Annotated in this window: 14 protein-coding genes; 3 read left to right on the top strand and 11 right to left on the bottom strand. The window is 53.5% G+C overall.

Annotation, left to right across the window (positions count from 1 at the left end):
• Window positions 1–47: 47 nt before the first annotated feature.
• From JNC80_RS11585 to JNC80_RS11535, 11 genes are all read right to left on the bottom strand, one after another.
• Window positions 48–1,856, bottom strand: coding sequence for an ABC transporter ATP-binding protein (locus JNC80_RS11585; RefSeq protein WP_028233289.1), 1,809 nt, complete (start codon window positions 1,854–1,856; stop codon window positions 48–50).
• Window positions 1,857–2,370: 514 nt separating this feature from the next.
• Complete coding sequence (gene pcaF / locus JNC80_RS11580) at window positions 2,371–3,573, bottom strand: 3-oxoadipyl-CoA thiolase (protein ID WP_376710423.1); 1,203 nt, start codon at window positions 3,571–3,573, stop codon at window positions 2,371–2,373.
• Window position 3,574: 1 nt separating this feature from the next.
• Window positions 3,575–5,569 (bottom strand): 3-hydroxyacyl-CoA dehydrogenase NAD-binding domain-containing protein, encoded by a 1,995-nt coding sequence (locus JNC80_RS11575; protein ID WP_376710422.1) that lies wholly within the window; start codon window positions 5,567–5,569, stop codon window positions 3,575–3,577.
• Window positions 5,570–5,611: 42 nt separating this feature from the next.
• The gene (locus JNC80_RS11570; RefSeq protein ID WP_022709570.1) at window positions 5,612–6,007 is read right to left on the bottom strand and encodes a RidA family protein; all 396 of its coding nucleotides are present in this window, start codon (window positions 6,005–6,007) and stop codon (window positions 5,612–5,614) included.
• On the bottom strand, window positions 6,000–6,416 hold the full coding sequence (locus JNC80_RS11565; protein ID WP_022709569.1) for an acyl-CoA thioesterase: 417 nt from the start codon (window positions 6,414–6,416) through the stop codon (window positions 6,000–6,002). Before JNC80_RS11565 ends, JNC80_RS11570 begins: the two co-directional genes overlap by 8 nt.
• 10 nt (window positions 6,417–6,426) lie before the next feature.
• Window positions 6,427–7,605 carry an acyl-CoA dehydrogenase family protein gene (locus tag JNC80_RS11560; RefSeq protein ID WP_376710421.1) on the bottom strand — a complete coding sequence of 393 codons (1,179 nt, stop codon included), beginning with the start codon at window positions 7,603–7,605 and terminating at the stop codon, window positions 6,427–6,429.
• A gap of 3 nt (window positions 7,606–7,608) precedes the next feature.
• Window positions 7,609–8,460, bottom strand: coding sequence for an enoyl-CoA hydratase family protein (locus JNC80_RS11555; protein WP_376710420.1), 852 nt, complete (start codon window positions 8,458–8,460; stop codon window positions 7,609–7,611).
• Window positions 8,457–9,257 (bottom strand): SDR family NAD(P)-dependent oxidoreductase, encoded by an 801-nt coding sequence (locus tag JNC80_RS11550; RefSeq protein WP_376710419.1) that lies wholly within the window; start codon window positions 9,255–9,257, stop codon window positions 8,457–8,459. The genes JNC80_RS11555 and JNC80_RS11550 overlap by 4 nt, the downstream gene beginning before the upstream one ends.
• Window positions 9,258–9,274: 17 nt before the next feature.
• Complete coding sequence (locus tag JNC80_RS11545; protein WP_376710418.1) at window positions 9,275–11,608, bottom strand: bifunctional salicylyl-CoA 5-hydroxylase/oxidoreductase; 2,334 nt, start codon at window positions 11,606–11,608, stop codon at window positions 9,275–9,277.
• A gap of 156 nt (window positions 11,609–11,764) precedes the next feature.
• Window positions 11,765–13,384 carry an AMP-binding protein gene (locus JNC80_RS11540; protein ID WP_116088479.1) on the bottom strand — a complete coding sequence of 540 codons (1,620 nt, stop codon included), beginning with the start codon at window positions 13,382–13,384 and terminating at the stop codon, window positions 11,765–11,767.
• A gap of 112 nt (window positions 13,385–13,496) precedes the next feature.
• A complete protein-coding gene (locus tag JNC80_RS11535) occupies window positions 13,497–14,000 on the bottom strand; it encodes a MarR family winged helix-turn-helix transcriptional regulator (RefSeq protein ID WP_376710417.1) in 504 nt (167 codons plus the stop codon).
• Window positions 14,001–14,165: 165 nt separating this feature from the next.
• On the opposite strand from JNC80_RS11535, the gene JNC80_RS11530 reads away from it, so the two are divergent.
• From JNC80_RS11530 to JNC80_RS11520, 3 genes are all read left to right on the top strand, one after another.
• On the top strand, window positions 14,166–15,044 hold the full coding sequence (locus JNC80_RS11530) for a hormone-sensitive lipase (protein WP_376710416.1): 879 nt from the start codon (window positions 14,166–14,168) through the stop codon (window positions 15,042–15,044).
• A gap of 121 nt (window positions 15,045–15,165) precedes the next feature.
• A complete protein-coding gene (locus tag JNC80_RS11525; RefSeq protein WP_022709560.1) occupies window positions 15,166–16,314 on the top strand; it encodes an ABC transporter substrate-binding protein in 1,149 nt (382 codons plus the stop codon).
• Between the two features lie 156 nt (window positions 16,315–16,470).
• Complete coding sequence (locus tag JNC80_RS11520) at window positions 16,471–17,391, top strand: branched-chain amino acid ABC transporter permease (RefSeq protein WP_121993208.1); 921 nt, start codon at window positions 16,471–16,473, stop codon at window positions 17,389–17,391.
• The last annotated feature ends 3 nt before the right edge of the window (window positions 17,392–17,394 follow it).

The following is a 17,394-nucleotide window of genomic DNA, read 5'->3' as shown; positions in this document are numbered from 1 at the left end:
CATAGCTATATGATGCATATTAAAACGGGGCCTGACGGCCCCGCTTTTTATTCAGGAAGAACATCTTCCAGCCCTTTGGTCAGTTCCAGTGCCTGCCGTTCAAACAACCGGCGGTAAATGCCGCCCGGTTTGCGGATAAGCGCATCATGATCGCCTTCCTCAAGGACCTTGCCTTTGTCAAAGACCAGCAATCTGTCCAGTGCACGCACCGTTGAAAGCCGGTGTGCAATGACCAGTGTTGTACGGCCAATCATCAACCGTTCCATTGCCTGCTGGATCAGCACTTCCGATTCTGAGTCGAGGCTGGAAGTTGCCTCATCCAGAATAAGGATCGGTGCATTGGCCAGAAACGCACGGGCAATCGCCACACGTTGACGCTCACCGCCGGAGAGTTTCACACCACGCTCACCAACAAGGGTCGCATAGCCTTTTGGCAGGCGGCTGATGAAGTCATGGGCGCTGGCAAGACGTGCTGCTTCCTCAACTTCCGCCTGTGTCGCACCGGGGCGGGCATAGGCGATATTTTCGGCCAGTGTCCGGTGAAACAGGATCGGTTCCTGCTGCACAATGGCGATCTGCGAACGCAGCGATGCCTGCGTGACATGAGCAATATTCTGCCCGTCAATCTTAATGGCACCGCCGCTGACATCATAGAGACGCTGGATCAGCTTGACGAAAGTCGTCTTACCCGAACCGGAATGTCCGACCAGACCAACCCGTTCACCGGCTTCAATCTTCACCGAGAAATCGCGGTAGAGTGCCGCTTCATGATTGCCGTAATGGAAAGTCACCTTGTCAAAGCGGATTTCACCATTGCTGATCTGAATGGCCGGTGCATTCGGCTTGTCGGCAATCCCGTAAGGTTCTGCCTCAATCTGCACCAGCTCCTCCATATCATTCACCGAGCGTTGCAGATTGCGAATATGCATGCCGACATCACGCAAATAACCCTGCAGCATGAAGAATGCTGTCAGAACAAAGGTGATATCACCGGCCGTTGCTTTGCCCTGGCTCCACAAGTAAAGCGCAAAAGCAATGACAACACCGCGCATAATCAGCAGATTAGCTCCCTGAATGAAACCGTTCAGAGTTCCGATCAGCCATGTGCGGCGTGTACGGCTGCGCCATTTGGTGACAACTTTTGCAAGTCGTGCATCCTCACGCTTTTCAGCACCAAAGGCTTTCACAACAGCATTGCACGAAATGGCATCGGCCAGCGCGCCGCCCATGCGTGTATCCCAGCTATTAGCCAGTGTTGCCGCAGGCGCGACAAAACCGAGAGAAATCACGATCGTGCAGACAATGAACAGCACAGAGCCGATTGCAACCAGTACACCCATGAGCGGCCAGTACCAGGCCAGCAGCGCAACCGAACCGACCAGCATCAGCAGCGATGGCAACAATGCAATAATCAGCGTATCATTCAGCAGATCCATTGCCCACATTGCACGCGAGACTTTGCGCACAGTCGATCCGGCAAAGGCATTGGCGTGCCAGTCGGTGGAGAAGCGCTGCAATTTACGGAACGAACTGGCCGCCATGTCGCTCATGATTTTCAGCGTGAAATCGGTGATGACATAGAAGGTCAGCTGACGTGTAATCAGTGCCAGTGCGCCAAGCGCCAGCAGAACGATAAGTGCCTCAACTGCGGCAGACCATGCGCTGTCGCCGCTCAGCGAAAGCGCGTCAACCAGCCGTCCGGAATAGAGCGGCGTCAAAACATCTGCGGCTGTTGCAAGCAGCATACCGATTATCATCAGTGTCAGCCGCAGAGGCTGACTTCGCCAGTGGCCGAAAGTGTAGCCGAGGACATTGCGGAAGGCAGGCCCACGGAAATTTATGCGAAACCGGGTCATATGAATCATACCAGCCCGCGCAGAGTCGGATTCTGGTCCTTTAAAAACATTTTCAGCAAATGTGCGAAGCGGCTTTGCAGGGAAATCAGTTCACAGGATTGATTTCTGACCCTGCTTCGATGCATCGGACAATGCTTGAAAACGAAGACAAAACAAACAACAGCTGAGTGTTGCGGCAAAAAAGAAGAGTTTTAGAAAAGCGCCCTTTCAGGGAGGGCGGACAGGCCTTGGCCTGTAGCAGGGGCCAAAGACTTAAAGTCTGGGAGCACCCGCGCGAACACCGGGCACCGACGGAAATGGATAGACACGCATCTCATACCTCTTGCCAGTGTTTCAGATATTTGCACAATAAATGAGCAATCGGTTTTGCCAAGTGCAAAAATGTACAATTTGTTTCACAAAGTCCTGAGTGTGACAAAAAAGTGCTGCTTTAAAATTTCAGCAGATTTTGCCTCACACAGGCTTCGGAATATTTTCAGAATGCCGGAATGGCCAGTCAGATGTAATTAAGTCTTCAAGGCTGGCTGAGCAGCATGGAGATGCCCTGACCGACACCCACACACATGGTCGCCAGAGCGTGTTTTGTACCTCGTGCCTGCAACTCAATGGCAGCGGTCAAAGCCAGCCTTGCACCGGACATGCCCAGCGGATGACCAAGCGCAATTGCACCGCCATTCGGATTGACATGCGCTGCATCATCATCCAGCCCGAGCTGGCGCATACAGGCCAGAGCCTGCGTGGCAAAAGCCTCATTCAGCTCAACCAGACCGATATCGGCCATGGTAAGTCCGTGGCGATGCAGCAGTTTTTGTGTGGCAGGCACAGGGCCGATGCCCATAATGCGCGGTGCAACACCTGCCGTTGCCATGCCGCTGATCCGTGCCAGCGGTGTCAGGCCGTAGCGCTCAACCGCTTGTTTGGAGGCGATAACAACCGCTGCCGCACCGTCATTTACGCTTGAAGCATTGCCTGCGGTGATCGTGCCGCCGTGTCGAAACGGCGTATCAAGCGTGGCCAGTTTTTCCAGTGAAGTTTCGCGCGGCTGTTCATCCTGAGCAACAATCGTACTGGTGCCTTTGCGCCCTGCAATTGTGTAAGGTGCAATTTCCTGTGCCAGACGCCCGCTTTGCGTGGCTGCTGCCGCACGTTGCTGGCTGCGCAATGCGAATGCATCCTGATCTGCGCGGCTGATATTATAATCAGCGCTGAGATTTTCTGCGGTTTCCGGCATGGATTCACTGCCGTAATTCTTGTCGAGCTGCGGATTGATAAAACGCCAGCCGATAGTCGTGTCATAGACCGCATTCTGCCGTTGAAACGCTGCATCGGCTTTGGGCATCACAAATGGTGCGCGTGACATGCTCTCAACACCACCGGCGATGATAATATCAGCCTCACTGAGTTTAACTGCACGTGCCGCATAACCGACGGCATCAAGACCGGAGCCGCAAAGACGGTTGAGCGTTGTTGCAGGCACTGTCTCACCAAGACCGGAGAGCAAGACCGCCATTCGTGCGACATTGCGGTTGTCCTCACCAGCCTGATTGGCGCAACCGAACACCACTTCATCAATCATCTCTGCGCTCAAAGACGGGAAACGTGCCAGCGCCTCACGGATAGTATGCGCTGCCATATCATCAGGCCGCACCAATGAGAGTGCGCCGCCATAACGGCCGATTGGCGTGCGCACACCGCCGATAATATAGGCTTCGTTCATATTAGTGTTCCTTATGGTTTTGTGCAGCAAACATCGGCCCGCCTTTATGGGCGGGAAAGCCATAGCCATTAATCAGCACCAGATCGATATCGCTGCTGCGCGCTGCAATACGCTCGCGCAACAGTTGTTCACCTTCATTGGCCATTGCCTTTAAAAGTTGACGGATGATTTCATCCGGCGTGAAGGGGCGCGGCGTAATGTTTTTCTCAAGCCTTGCCGCTTCGATAATCGCGGTGACATTCGGATCGGTCTGTCGCTTGCCATCACTATAAATATACCAGCCTTTACCGCTCTTTTGCCCGAAACGGCCTGCCTCGCAAAGACGGTCGGGAATGTTGCAATAAGGCTCATCAGGGTTGCGCGTTGCCGCCTGACGCTTGCGCTTTGCCCAGGCAATCTCCAGTCCCGCCATATCGCAGACTGCAAACAGCCCCATGGGAAAGCCGTAATGCTCCAGCGCCGCATCAATCTCATGCGGCCATGCGCCTTGCTCGAGCATGAACTCGGCTTCGCGGCGATAGGCAGAGAAAATCCGGTTGCCGATAAACCCCTCGCAAACGCCGCAGACAATGGCCAGCTTGTTCAGTTTTTTGGCAAGTTCAAGCGTGGTTGCCAGTACATCGGGCGCTGTTTCTGCACAATTGACCACTTCCAGCAGCCGCATAATATGCGCCGGTGAGAAGAAATGCATGCCGACAACCCGCGACGGATTGCTGATCTTAAGTGCTAATTCATCAGGATTGAGATAGCTGGTATTGGTGGCGACAATGGCATCGTCACGCAAAACGCCGGACAGACGGCGAAACAGCTCTGATTTAACATCAAAATCATCAAACACCGCTTCAATCACCAGATCAGCACCGGCAAGCGCGCTGATATCAGCACTGACTGTGCAATTGGCACGCTGCTGTAGCAATGCCTGTTCACTGAGGCGACCGGACTGAAACTGCTTGTCCAGCAGTGCTGTGATGCGGGCAAGACCGGCATCTGCCGCTTCCTGTGTCGGCTCATAGCCGATAAGCTGATAGCCAGCGGCAAGGGCCGCCACCGCAATTGCCGAGCCCATCATACCCGTGCCGGCAATGCCGATTGTAGCAACCAGCCGTGGCACGGTTCCGGCAGGCAGATCATGCTTTCCGGCTTCGCGTTCGGCGAAAAACACATGCCGCAAGGCTTTAGCTTCATCGCTTTCACGAAGGCGCAGAAACGTGGCGCGTTCTTCGGCCAAAGCCTGTTGGGCAGGGAGTGTGGTTGCCAGTGATACCAGACGCACCGCCTCGGTAGGGGCGAGACGCCCGCGCGCTTTGGCAAGAATTTTTACCGTTGTCTGTTCAGTGTTTGCAGGTTGAACAGACAAGGCCAATGTACGGCGGGGTTCTTTGCCCGTATGGTGCTGTGCTGCCTTTTGTGCAGCATCAGTCAGGTTCTCAGCTGTTGCGATTTCATCAATCAGGCCATTCTGCAGTGCTTCCTGTGCGGAAATAGTTTTGCCTGATGCGATCATGTCGATTGCAGCATCAAGGCCGGTCAGTCGTGGCAGACGCTGGGTGCCGCCCGCACCCGGTACAAGCCCAAGTTTCACTTCCGGCAGGCCGAATTTGGCCTTTTCAACAGCCAGCCGGTAATGGCAGGCGAGAATAATTTCGCATCCGCCGCCAAGGGCAGCACCATTAATGGCGGCAATCACCGGCTTAGCGGATGCTTCAATCCGTGCTGTCACCTGTGGCAAAGTTGGCTCGCTCGGCGGCAGATCAAACTCTTTGATATCCGCACCGGCGGCAAAGAATTTGCCTGCACCGCGCAGAGTGAGGGCACGGATCTCGGCAGAGTTCACTGCCAAATCCAGCGCCTGCATCAGCCCTTCGCGGATGGCGGCTGAAATCGCATTCACCGGCGGGTTTGCCAGAGTGAGATGCAACACACCATCTTGCACCACACCGGTAACGGCAGATGAAAAACTGATCGGCTGCTGCGTGTCAGAAGGGCTGTGCATCATATGTCCTGTCCGGATTTTCAGTCGCTTACTCAGGCAATTACTTTAGTCTGGCACAACTGCTGTGGCCTGAATCTCGATCTTGGCACGATCTTCAATCAGCCCTGCCACCTGCATTGCTGCCATTGCCGGAAAATGCTTGCCGATAACATCGCGATAGGCCTGACCAAGGCCGCGCATATTGGCTTTGTATTCCTGCTTGTCGGTGAAATACCAGGTCATGCTGGTGATATGTTCCGGCCCTGCACCATCCACAGCGAGAATGGCGACGATGTTTTTCAGGGTCTGGTGAACCTGCTCGACAAAATCATCGGTTTCGAATTCGCATTGTTCATTCCAGCCGATCTGCCCACCGATAAAAATGGTGCGTCCGCGTGCCGAGATACCGTTGGAATAGCCGATCGGGGCAACCCAGTTATCCGGCTGTAAAATCTTATGCATGAACTGTCTCCAGATGATTGAGAAGCGCGGCGCGGATATCATCGGGCCATGCGCGGGCTTTATGAGTTGTGCTTGAAGTGGCAACGAGCTTGTGTTTCGCTGTCCATAACAGATCGCCATTGGCGCGCACTTCATGGTCGAGCGAGAGCGAACTGCCGCCAACCGCAGTGACTTTGAGTGTGAAGTCCAGCTGGTCAGCATGGAAGCCGGGTTTTACAAAAGTCAGATCAAGCCGCACTGTTGGTGTTGCGATTTGCCGGTCATGATTGAGGCTTTTCCAGTCCGCGCCGATTGAGGCGAAGAAGTCCTCCAGAACCCCGATCAGAATATTCAGATAAGACGGAAAATAAGCGATGCCTGAAGGATCACAATCGCCGAACCGCAAAGGTCTTGTGGTGTGAAAAGCCATGATCCACCCTTTAAACCGTTTTCAGCAATTCGCGGGCAATAATCAGTTTCTGAACCTCTGTCGCCCCTTCATAAATGCGCAGGCTACGGATTTCCCGATAGAGCTTTTCGGTAATTGCTCCGCTTTGCACACCGCGTCCGCCAAACATCTGCAATGCGCGGTCAATAATCATCTGGGCGGATTCCGTTGCCGCCATTTTAGCCATTGCCGCCTGCTGGGTGGTTGGCAGTTTCTGCACATCGCGACGCCATGCGGCGCGGTAGGTCAGCAGAGTTGCGGCCTCCAATTCTGTCGCCATATCGCCAAGTGCGGCCTGTGTCAGTTGCAGATCGCTGAGTGTTGCGCCAAATATCTGCCGTTTACGCGCATGGTTGAGCGCCTCATCCAAGGCGCGGCGGGCAAAGCCAAGGGCGGCGGCTGCCACGGAAGCACGGAAAATATCCAGCGTGCGCATGGCAATTTTAAAACCTTCGCCGCCTGCACCCAAACGCCGTGAAGCGGGGATACGGCAATTCTCAAAACGGATTGTAGCGAGCGGATGCGGTGCGATCACTTCAAGCCGCTCGGCAATAGAAAAGCCCGGATCAGTGGCATAGACCACAAAGGCCGAGATGCCGCGTGTGCCTGCAGCCTCACCTGTGCGGGCAAAGACGGTGTAAACATCGGCGATGCCGCCATTGGAAATCCAGGTTTTCTCGCCATTGAGAATATAATTATCGCCGTCCTGTGTCGCGGCGCATTGCATGGCAGCGACATCGGAACCGGCTTCTTTCTCCGACAGGGCAAAGGCCGACAGCCATTCACCGGAAGAGATTTTTGGCAGAATATGCTGTTTTAATTCATCCGATCCGGCAAGGCCGATCGCACCGGTGCCAAGCCCCTGCATAGCAAAGGCAAAATCCGCCAGCCCGTCATGCCATGCCAGTGTTTCGCGCGCCAGACAGACCGAGCGGGAGTCAATCTCGGTCTTGCCGCTGTTACCGGTGACACTATCGAGAAGTCCTGCTTGCCCAAGCAGTTTCACCAGTTTACGGCAGGCAGCATCGGTGTCGTGATGATCGATGTTTTTCAAAACACCGGATGCGGCAAATTCCTTGAGCTTTTGAGCAAAATCACGCTGCTGCTGCTCGAAAAACGGCAGTTCCAGATGTTCATGAACGGGGGCTTCGCGGCAGGCTGTATCTGACATGGTTCAGTTCCCTTCAAATTCAGGGCGGCGTTTGGCGGCAAAGGCTTCAAATGCACGGCGGAAATCCTGTGTCGCCATGCAGATGGCCTGCGCCTGCGCTTCCGATTCAATCATTTCATCAATGCCCATTGCCCATTCCTGAGCCAGCATGGTTTTGGTAATGCCATGTGCAAAATAAGGGCCGTCAGCGAGGGTTTTGGCGAGCTTTTGTGCCTCTGCCAGCAGGTTCTCACTATCATGGAGATGGTTGTAAAAGCCCCAGTCTTTGCCCTCGGTGGCCGACATGAAACGGCCGGTATAAAGCAGCTCCGCCGCACGACCCTGACCGATAATGCGGGGCAGAATTCCGCAGGCGCCCATATCCGCACCGGCAAGCCCGACACGGGTGAACAGGAATGCGGTTTTCGCCTCATGGGTGGCAAGACGCAGGTCTGAGGCCATTGCCAGAATGGCACCGGCACCGGCGCAAATCCCGTCTACAGCCGCGATCACCGGCTGAGGACATTTGCGCATGGCTTTTACCACATCGCCGGTCATGCGGGTGAAGGCCAGGAGTTCCGGCATCGGCATTTTGGTCAAAGGTTCGATGATCTCGAAGACATCACCGCCGGAAGAGAAATTACCGCCCGCTCCGGTCACCACTACGGCACGAATATCCGATGCATAGGCCAAATCGCGGAACAGATCACGCAGCTCCGCATAGCTTTCAAATGTCAGCGGGTTTTTACGATCAGGGCGGTTGAGCGTGAGGGTGGCAACGCGCCCGTCTTTACTCACCTCCCACAGAAAATGCTGTGCCTGATAATTTTTAAAAGCTTTCAGATGACTGTTCATGCTGATGGTTTGTTCGCTCATCCTGCCAATACCTCGCCACCGGCAATTGCAATTGCCTGTCCGTTGATTGAGGCGGCATCAGGGGATGCCAGCCATAAGACTGTGTGTGCCACTTCCTCCGGTTTAATCAGCCGGTTTTGCGGATTGGCTTTTACAAAATGCGCCAGCGCCTCTTCTTCAGAGCGACCGGTTTTCTGCATGATCTGTGCAATGGCCTCGCGGATAATCGGCGTATCGGTAAAACCGGGACAAACGGCATTGACGGTAATGCCTTTTGTTGCGAGTTCCAGCGCCAAAGCGCGGGTGAGGCCGATTACACCATGTTTTGCAGCACAATAGGCCGAGACATAGGCATAGCCGGTCAACCCTGCCGTGGACGCGATATTGATAATACGCGCATTTGCGCCATAGGCCTTCAGATCCGGCAGCACAGCCTGCGTCACCTGAAAAACACCGGTCAGATCAACCGCAAGTACCTGCGACCACATCTCGAGGCTGGTTTTTTCAAAGGGTGCGGAGGGCGCTTCACCGGCATTATTGATAAGAATACTCACGGGCCCGAAAGCCGCTTGTGCCGACTGCAAACCTGTGCTGATCGCCTGCGCATTCGTCACGTCAAAACCGCTGGCGACAAAACAGGTTTTGCGTCCCGCAGCCTGATCGAGCTCTGCGGCCAGTGCCGCCAAGGGCTCATGACGCCTGCCGGACAGAGTGACATTGGCACCGGACAAAGCAAAGTCACGGGCAATTGCCGCACCGATACCGCTGCCTGCGCCGGTGATTAAAACATGTCTGCCGTGGAATTTATTATTGCTCATATCCGGTCTCATTCTGGTTATTTCAGTACGGCAGCCGCAGCGGCTTCACGAGCCAGATTGGTTTCATACTGGGTTTTGCCGGAGTAATATTGCTTCGGCCAAGGCACGGAGGTCAGCCCGATTTTTGCCGCCTCATGCAATACCCAAGCGGGGTCTGCGAGATGCGGACGGGCCACGGCGCAAAGATCGGCACGTCCTGCGGAGATTACCGAATTGGCGTGATCGGCTTCCGATATCGCACCAACAGCAATTGTCGGGATGCCTATCTCATTGCGGATTTTGTCTGAAAACGGGGTCTGGAACAGACGGCCATAAACTGGTTTTTCATGTTTAACGACCTGTCCCGATGAACAGTCGATGAGATCGGCACCGGCATCTTTAAACATCTGCGCAAAAATCGCTGCATCATCAGGCGTATTGCCGCCTTCCGCCCAGTCATGACAGGAGAGGCGCACCGAAATTGGCTTATCCTGCGGCCAGACCGCACGAATGGCCTTGAACACTTCCAGCGGAAAACGCGCACGATTTGCGTGGCTGCCGCCATATTCATCCTCGCGCTGATTGGTCAGCGGCGAGAGGAAACTGGAGAGCAGATAACCATGCGCGGCATGGAGCTCCAACCAGTCTGCGCCGGTACTTGCGGCAAGCTCAGTCGCGCGCACAAAATCAGCAATTACCCGATCCATATCTTCGCGCGTCATAGGCTTCGGCTTCTGGCTATTGACCAAATAAGGCTCTGCCGAGGCAGAAATCAGCGGCCAGCCGCTCGCTGCATCAACCGGTTGGTCAATGCCTTCCCAAGCGGGTTTGGTGGCACCTTTGCGCCCTGCATGACCCAGCTGAATAGCCACTTTGGCATCGCTGTTTTGATGCACAAAATCGACCAGACGCTTCCAGCCGTCGCGCTGTTCTTCGTTCCACAGTCCCAGACAATTCGGGGTGATGCGCGCATCTGGAGAAACGCAGGTCATCTCGGCAAAGATCAGACCGGCACCGCCGAGTGCACGAGAACCGAGATGCACCATATGGAAATCATTGATCAGGCCATCGGTTGCCGAATACATCGCCATCGGCGACATGACGATACGGTTTGCCAAGGTCACGCCGCGCAACTGATAGGGCGTGAACATCGGCGGCACATGACGTGTGCTGCTGTTGCTCTCTACCGGCAGGCCTGACTTTTTGGCAAACCAGTTTTCATAGCCCTGCAACCAGTTTTTATCGCGCAGACGCAGGTTTTCATGGCTGATACGCTGTGAGCGCGTCAGCATGGAATACATGAATTGCTCCGGCTCAAAATGATCCGCATAGCGCCGGCCAACCACCTCAAACCATTCCATCGCATTGCGTGCGGCATTCTGAATGCGCGCTACATCCACACGGCGGATTTCCTCATAGGTTTCCAGCGCTGCAGGAATATGACTTTTGTCATGACCGTACAGGTTAAACTGGTTGGTCAGTTCAATCGCATCATCAATCGCCAGCTTGGTGCCGGAACCAATGGCAAAATGAGCGGTATGGGCGGCATCGCCCATCAGCACCACATGGGAATTACCATTATAATGGCTCCACTTGCCGCAGATCAGCCGGTTGAAATTCAACCATGCCGAGCCGCGCAAATGCCGCGCATTGGTCATCAGTGGTGCGCCTTCCAGCACTTCCGAGAAAAGATTTTCGCAGAAAGAAATGGAATCCTGCTGTGACATCTCATCAAGACCATGCGCCTGATAGGCTTCTTCTGTGGTCTCGATAATGAAAGTCGAGGTCTTGTCGTCGAATTTGTAAATATGCGCCTGAAACCAGCCATGATCCGTCTTGCGGAAATCAAAGGTGAAGGCGTCAAAGAGCTTATTGGTGCCAAGCCAGATATAACGGTTTGGCCGCACGATCATATCCGGCTCGAATATATCGGCATAGCGATGACGGATTTTAGAATTCAGCCCGTCAGAGGCGATAATCAGATCAGCATCGGGATATTGCGTATCTGCATCCACATCGGTTTCAAATATCAGCTCAACGCCCAGATCTTCACAGCGTTTTTGCAGAATATTCAGCAGTTTTTTGCGGCCGATACCGACAAAACCATGACCGCTTGTGCGCTGGCGTGTGCCTTTGAACAGCACTTCAATATCGTCCCAGTGGTTAAATGCATCCTGAATTTCTGCCGCACTGGTTTCATCCCAGACTTTCATCGCTTCCATCGTTGCATCGGAAAACACGACGCCCCAGCCGAATGTGTCATAGGGTTTGTTGCGTTCGACCACGCGGATGTGATGCTCGGGATGGTTCTTTTTCATCAACAGGGCAAAATACAGTCCGGCCGGACCGCCACCGATACAAACGATACGCATGGTCAAATTCTCCCCTTGAATGCTCTGTTTTCCGCTATACGGCCACAGTCATTTTTATGATGTGCGGTGGTATCGGGTAGCGGCGCACAATTTATTTTATACTTAAAACATATGGATGGAATGGATTTGGTCAAGTGATAAATTTGCATGATGCGCTCAGCCTTGCTTACGCAGCATGAAGCGCTGGATTTTACCGGTAACGGTTTTCGGCAGCGCGTCGACAAAACGGACAGAGCGGGGATATTTATAAGGCGCGATCAGCTTTTTAACGTGATCCTGCAAGGCTTTGACCGTTTCAGAAGATGGCTGAGCACCGTTGCGAAGCACAATATGCGCCTCAACAATTTGGCCGCGTTCTTCATCATTCACGCCGATGACCGCGCATTCCTGCACATCAGCATGGGCGAGGAGGGCGGCCTCAACTTCGGGGCCTGCGATATTATAACCTGCAGAAATAATCATATCATCTGCACGGGCGGCAAAATGGAAATAGCCGTCCGCATCCTGAAAGAAACTGTCGCCGGTCAGGTTCCAGCCATCGCGCACATAGGCCTTCTGGCGTGTATCCGCGAGGTAGCGGCAGCCGGTGGGGCCACGCACCGCTAAGCGGCCGATTTCCCCGCGCGGCATTTCCTGCATATTTTCATCAACGATTTTGGCCTGATAACCGGTAACGGGCTTGCCTGTGCGGCCGGGTCCGGAATCGCCCAGACGGTTGCTGATAAAAATATGCAACATTTCGGTCGCGCCGATCCCGTCCAGCATCGGTTTGCCGGTCTTCTCTATCCAAGCCTCATAAATCGGGGCGGGCAGGGTTTCACCTGCTGAAACCGCAATGCGCAAGGATGACAGGTCGGCACCTTCATTCATTGCCTGCAACATCACGCGATAGGCGGTCGGAGCTGTAAAGCTGATGGTCGCCTTATAGGTTTCAATCAGCTCAATCATCTTAGGCGGTGTTGCCTGTTCCAGCAGTGCTGCGGCTGCTCCGAAACGCAGCGGGAAAATCGCCAGTCCACCCAAGCCAAAGGTGAAAGCAAGTGGCGGTGAGCCGACAAAAATATCGTCCGGCTGTACATTCAGCACTTCCCTTGCATAAGTATCGGCAATCAGCAGCAGATCACGGTGAAAATGCATGGTGGCCTTCGGCTCACCGGTTGTGCCGGAGGTAAAGCCCAACAGTGCCACATCATCGCGTCCGGTTTTTACCGCATCAAAACGCACCGGCTTGTTGAGTGCCGCATGGTCAAGTTCCGCATCATGATTGGCGGTGCCGTCAAAACCGATCACTGTTTTAAGAAAAGGGCTTTTTGCCGCGCAAATCTGCAAATCTTCCAGCAGTCGCGTGTCACACAGCGCCAGCGAGATTTCTGCTTTATTGACGATTTTTGTCAGTTCATCAGGGCGCAACATCGGCATGGAATTGACCACGACCGCGCCGGCTTTGGTGGCGGCCAGCCAGCAGGCAACCATGGCCGGATTATTGGCAGAACGGATCAATATGCGATTGCCCGGTTGCACGCCGTAATCTTCAACCAGCACATGGGCAATGCGGTTGCTCCAGTCGGTGAGTTCCTTATAGGTGCGCCGCCGTCCGTTGCCGATCAGAGCTGTGTGGTCGCCGAACCCTTTTTCCACCATGGCATCGGAAAGTTCATAGCCGGCATTGAGCCATTCGGGATAGGTGATGTCGCCGGATGACAGTTCCGGCCAGTCCTCAACCGGAGGCAGGTTATTTCTGGTAAAATGGTCTGTATGCGCCGTTGGTCCAAGCATTTTTTGTTCCCCTGCGAGCTTTTGCCCGCGTCGTTATTTTTTAAAAAATGGCGGCAGATGATGTGTGTTTTTCGTAACGGATATCCTGATTATTTGAATGGTATGGTGCCGGTTAAGCCAGATGATCGTGCTCGTCCTGCAAGGCCAGCGCATGTTCGATTGTATCGATAACCGTGACCAGTTCTGCCGATTGTGCCGGTGACAGCACGCTGAAAATCTCGCTGATCCAATGCTCATGGGCGGCGGCCATGGCTTCAAACTCTTCGCGTCCCTTTTGGGTGAGGCGCACCAGCATGGCGCGCTTGTCGCCCGCAACCGGAACCCGCAAAACGGAACCGTCGCTGACCAGCCGTTCAACAATGCCGGTGACATTGCCGTTGGAAACCCGCAAGGCCGCAGATAATTCAGTCATTTTGAGGCCGCCTTCAAACCGGTACAGCGCTGCCATCACGTCGAAACGGGGCAGGGTCGTATCGAATTCCTGACGCAGCTTTTCGCGGATCACTGCTTCAACATGCTTTGTCGATTTGAGAAGTTTCAGCCAGTTGCGCAGGCTCTGCTTATCGGAAGCACGCCCGCCTGCCACTGTGTGCTGCTGATTTTCGGCACTTTTCATGGTCTCACTCCGTTGCCGCCTGCAAAGATTTTATGCATTCGCAGGGCGGCTGATTTCTTTTATGGTGTCACTTACAAAAATAATTTCAAGTATGAAATTTCATGCTTGAAATTATTTTTTATTTATGGAGATATTTGAGAGGCAGTCATGACGGAGGAACGGGGAATGCAGATCAGAGCGGCAGAACCGGTTTTAAAAACCGCGCCCGCTGAACCGGATAGCCCAGCCAATAAAGACTGGGATCTGGCCTATTCGAATGTGCTGCATGTCCCGAATTCTGCGCAATTTCCTCCGCAATGGCAGCAAAAATCACAAAGTTTTCGTGAGCAGATGCAGGCACAAAACCGGTTGATCGCTGATGTGCGCTATGGGTCGGAAGAGCGCAATCTTCTGGATATTGTGATGCCGCAGGGGCAGCCGCGCGGGCTGGTTGTGTTCGTGCATGGCGGCTACTGGGTGCGCTTTGATAAGTCCTATTTCACTTATCTTGCTGCCGGTGCCGTTGCGCATGGTTTTGCTGTAGCGATCCCGTCTTATACACTTTGCCCGCAAGCGAAGATCAGCGAAATTACAGCTGAAATTGGTATGGCAATTGTGCAGGCCGCATCAATGGTTGCAGGCCCGTTACATCTGACAGGGCATTCAGCGGGCGGGCATCTGGTTGCGCGGATGGGAACAACCACAACGCCTCTGAGCCGCAGCCTGCAACAACGTTTGCGCAAGATCGTACCGATCTCGGCGCTAAGTGATTTGCGACCTTTGCTGAATCTGAAAATGAATGATGATTTCAGGCTTGATCTGGAACAGGCGCGCAAGGAAAGTCCGGCTTTGCTTGAGCCTCTGAACAGTATTGATGTGACAGCATGGGTCGGCGCGGCGGAATTGCTGGAATTTATCCGGCAAAATAAGGCATTGGCTAATTTGTGGAGCGGTTTTGATCTCTCAATCGATGAAGTGGCGGAACCGCATAAACATCATATGGATATCATTGACGGTCTGGCAGACGCAGACCATGTGCTGACGCGCAGATTACTCTGTTTATAAGGATACAGGCTTAATTTTGCTTCGGAAATGGCAAAAGCGGAGGGAGAAGCAAAAGCAGGCTTGTAAGTAATGGCATTTTATTATTGAACTGCATAATAACAATAATCGCGAGGGAACACTGATGAAACGAATTACTCTTGGCTTATCAACGGCCTGTCTTGGTCTGGGGCTGGCATTTTCCGGTTCTGCAATGGCTGAACCTCTGAAAATCGGCATGATCACAACGCTTTCCGGCGGCGGTGCCGGACTCGGCATTGATATACGTGACGGCTTTCTGCTGGCGGTCAAACAATCCGGCAATAAAGATGTCAGCGTTATCGTTGAAGATGATGCGCAAAAGCCGGAACTGGCTGTGCAGATCGCTGATAAAATGGTGCAGAGCGATAAGGTCGATATTCTGACCGGTATTGTCTGGTCCAATCTTGCGATGGCCGTAGTACCAAGCGTTGTGGCGCAGGATAAAATCTACGTTTCTACCAATGCGGGCCCGTCTGCGCTGGCCGGTGCCAAATGCAATGCCAATTACTTTAATGCTGCCTATCAGAACGATAATCTGCATGAAGCTGTCGGCAACTATGCCAATACCGCAGGCTATAAAAACAGCTTTATTTTGGCACCGAACTATCCGGCAGGCACCGATGCTCTGACCGGTTACAAGCGCTTCTATAAAGGCAAACTGGCCGGTGAAATTTACACCAAAGTCGGCCAGACCGATTATGCCGCCGAGATTGCTCAGATCCGTGCTTCCGGTGCCGATTCCGTTTATTTCTTCCTGCCGGGCGGCATGGGCATTGCGTTCATGAAGCAATATTCACAGTCGGGCATGACCATTCCGGTAACCGGCCCAGGTTTCTCCTTCGATCAGGATGTGCTCGGCGCGATTGGTGATGCGGCTGTGGGTGTGAAGAACTCTTCCCACTGGTCAAAAGATCTCGACAATGAAGCCAATAAAGCCTACGTCGAGGCCTTCAAAAAAGAATATGGCCGCCTGCCTTCGCTCTATGCAACGCAGGGCTATGATGCAGCCAACCTGATCCTGTCCGCTGCCGCCAAAGCAAGTGTGAATGACAAAGACGCTTTCCGCGCAGCAATGAAAGCGGCTGATTTCAAATCTGTTCGCGGCAAGTTCAAATTCGGCAATAATAACCATCCTATTCAGGATATTTATATGCGCGAAGTGATCAAGGAAGACGGCGTCCTGACCAATAAGATCGTAGCAACAAGCTTCACCGATCATCAGGACAACTATGCAAAAGACTGCAAGCTCTGATGCAAACGGATGCAGCGACAGTGTGAACTGTCGCTGCTTTTCGCTCAGACTGTCTTCAGTACCGGCCGGACTGTTGCCATAATAGGTCTTCGGGCGGCATAGACGACTTTTTTCAAAGATATTTTATGAGAACCAATCAACAGATCGGACGCGGTTTTGTCTTCTGCACTTTTAATTGAGCAGTTACTCAACGGGTTACAATTCGGCGTTATGCTGTTTTTGATGGCCGCCGGCCTGACCCTTATTTTCGGGGTTATGGGGGTTATCAATCTTGCACATGGATCATTATTTATGGTCGGCGCATTTGCCTGTGCCGTTGTGGCTGCGGCAACCGGGTCTTTCTGGCTCGGGCTCATTGCCAGCCTGATTGCCGCTGCTGCTGCCGGTGCAATCATGGAAATGGTGCTGATCCGCAGATTATATAATCGCAGCCACCTCGATCAGGTTCTGGCAACCTTCGCACTGATCTTGATTTTCTCCGATGCGACGCGATGGATATTTGGTTCATTTCCGCTTTATCTGGATATTCCGCCACTTTTGCAGGGCTCTGTTACGCTGCCCGGTGGCTCACAATATCAGCTATACCGGCTGGCGATTATCGGTGCCGGTATTGTTGTTGCAGTCGGGTTGTATTTTCTCATTGCAAAAACCCGTCTTGGTATGCGCATCCGCGCCGGTGAGGCAGATCGTGAAATGATCGGCGCATTGGGCGTTGATATTGCAAAACTCAACACGATTGTTTTTGCATTAGGTGCGGCACTTGCAGGCCTTGCCGGTGCATTGGTCGGGGCGCTGCAATCCGTACAGGTCGGCATGGGCGAGCCGGTACTGATCCTCGCTTTTGTGGTGATTGTGATCGGCGGTATCGGCTCGGTTAAAGGTGCGCTGGCCGGTGCTGTTCTGGTTGGCGTGGTGGATACGATGGGGCGCTTTTTGCTGCCCAAACTGTTCGCAGTCTTTATGGAGCCGTCGCAGGCTGCAACAGCCGGAACCGCGCTGGCATCCATGCTGATTTATATTGTTATGGCGATCATTCTCACGGTGCGCCCACAGGGATTGTTTGCAGCCAATGGATAATTT

The organism is Pseudochrobactrum lubricantis, assembly GCF_041929865.1.
Taxonomy (GTDB): Bacteria; Pseudomonadota; Alphaproteobacteria; order Rhizobiales; family Rhizobiaceae; genus Pseudochrobactrum; species Pseudochrobactrum saccharolyticum.
This window is presented reverse-complemented; position numbering and strand designations above follow the sequence as displayed.

Excerpts from the sequence above, each read along its gene's own strand:
- JNC80_RS11565 (WP_022709569.1), bottom strand. The coding sequence starts at position 6,416 with ATGGCTTTTCACACCACAAGACCTTTGCGGTTCGGCGATTGTGATCCT.
- JNC80_RS11530 (WP_376710416.1), top strand. The coding sequence starts at position 14,166 with ATGCAGATCAGAGCGGCAGAACCGGTTTTAAAAACCGCGCCCGCTGAA.
- JNC80_RS11535 (WP_376710417.1), bottom strand. The coding sequence starts at position 14,000 with ATGAAAAGTGCCGAAAATCAGCAGCACACAGTGGCAGGCGGGCGTGCT.
- JNC80_RS11555 (WP_376710420.1), bottom strand. The coding sequence starts at position 8,460 with ATGAGCGAACAAACCATCAGCATGAACAGTCATCTGAAAGCTTTTAAA.
- JNC80_RS11545 (WP_376710418.1), bottom strand. The coding sequence starts at position 11,608 with ATGCGTATCGTTTGTATCGGTGGCGGTCCGGCCGGACTGTATTTTGCC.
- JNC80_RS11540 (WP_116088479.1), bottom strand. The coding sequence starts at position 13,384 with ATGCTTGGACCAACGGCGCATACAGACCATTTTACCAGAAATAACCTG.
- JNC80_RS11570 (WP_022709570.1), bottom strand. The coding sequence starts at position 6,007 with ATGCATAAGATTTTACAGCCGGATAACTGGGTTGCCCCGATCGGCTAT.
- JNC80_RS11560 (WP_376710421.1), bottom strand. The coding sequence starts at position 7,605 with ATGTCAGATACAGCCTGCCGCGAAGCCCCCGTTCATGAACATCTGGAA.
- JNC80_RS11550 (WP_376710419.1), bottom strand. The coding sequence starts at position 9,257 with ATGAGCAATAATAAATTCCACGGCAGACATGTTTTAATCACCGGCGCA.
- JNC80_RS11575 (WP_376710422.1), bottom strand. The coding sequence starts at position 5,569 with ATGATGCACAGCCCTTCTGACACGCAGCAGCCGATCAGTTTTTCATCT.
- pcaF (WP_376710423.1), bottom strand. The coding sequence starts at position 3,573 with ATGAACGAAGCCTATATTATCGGCGGTGTGCGCACGCCAATCGGCCGT.
- JNC80_RS11585 (WP_028233289.1), bottom strand. The coding sequence starts at position 1,856 with ATGACCCGGTTTCGCATAAATTTCCGTGGGCCTGCCTTCCGCAATGTC.
- JNC80_RS11525 (WP_022709560.1), top strand. The coding sequence starts at position 15,166 with ATGAAACGAATTACTCTTGGCTTATCAACGGCCTGTCTTGGTCTGGGG.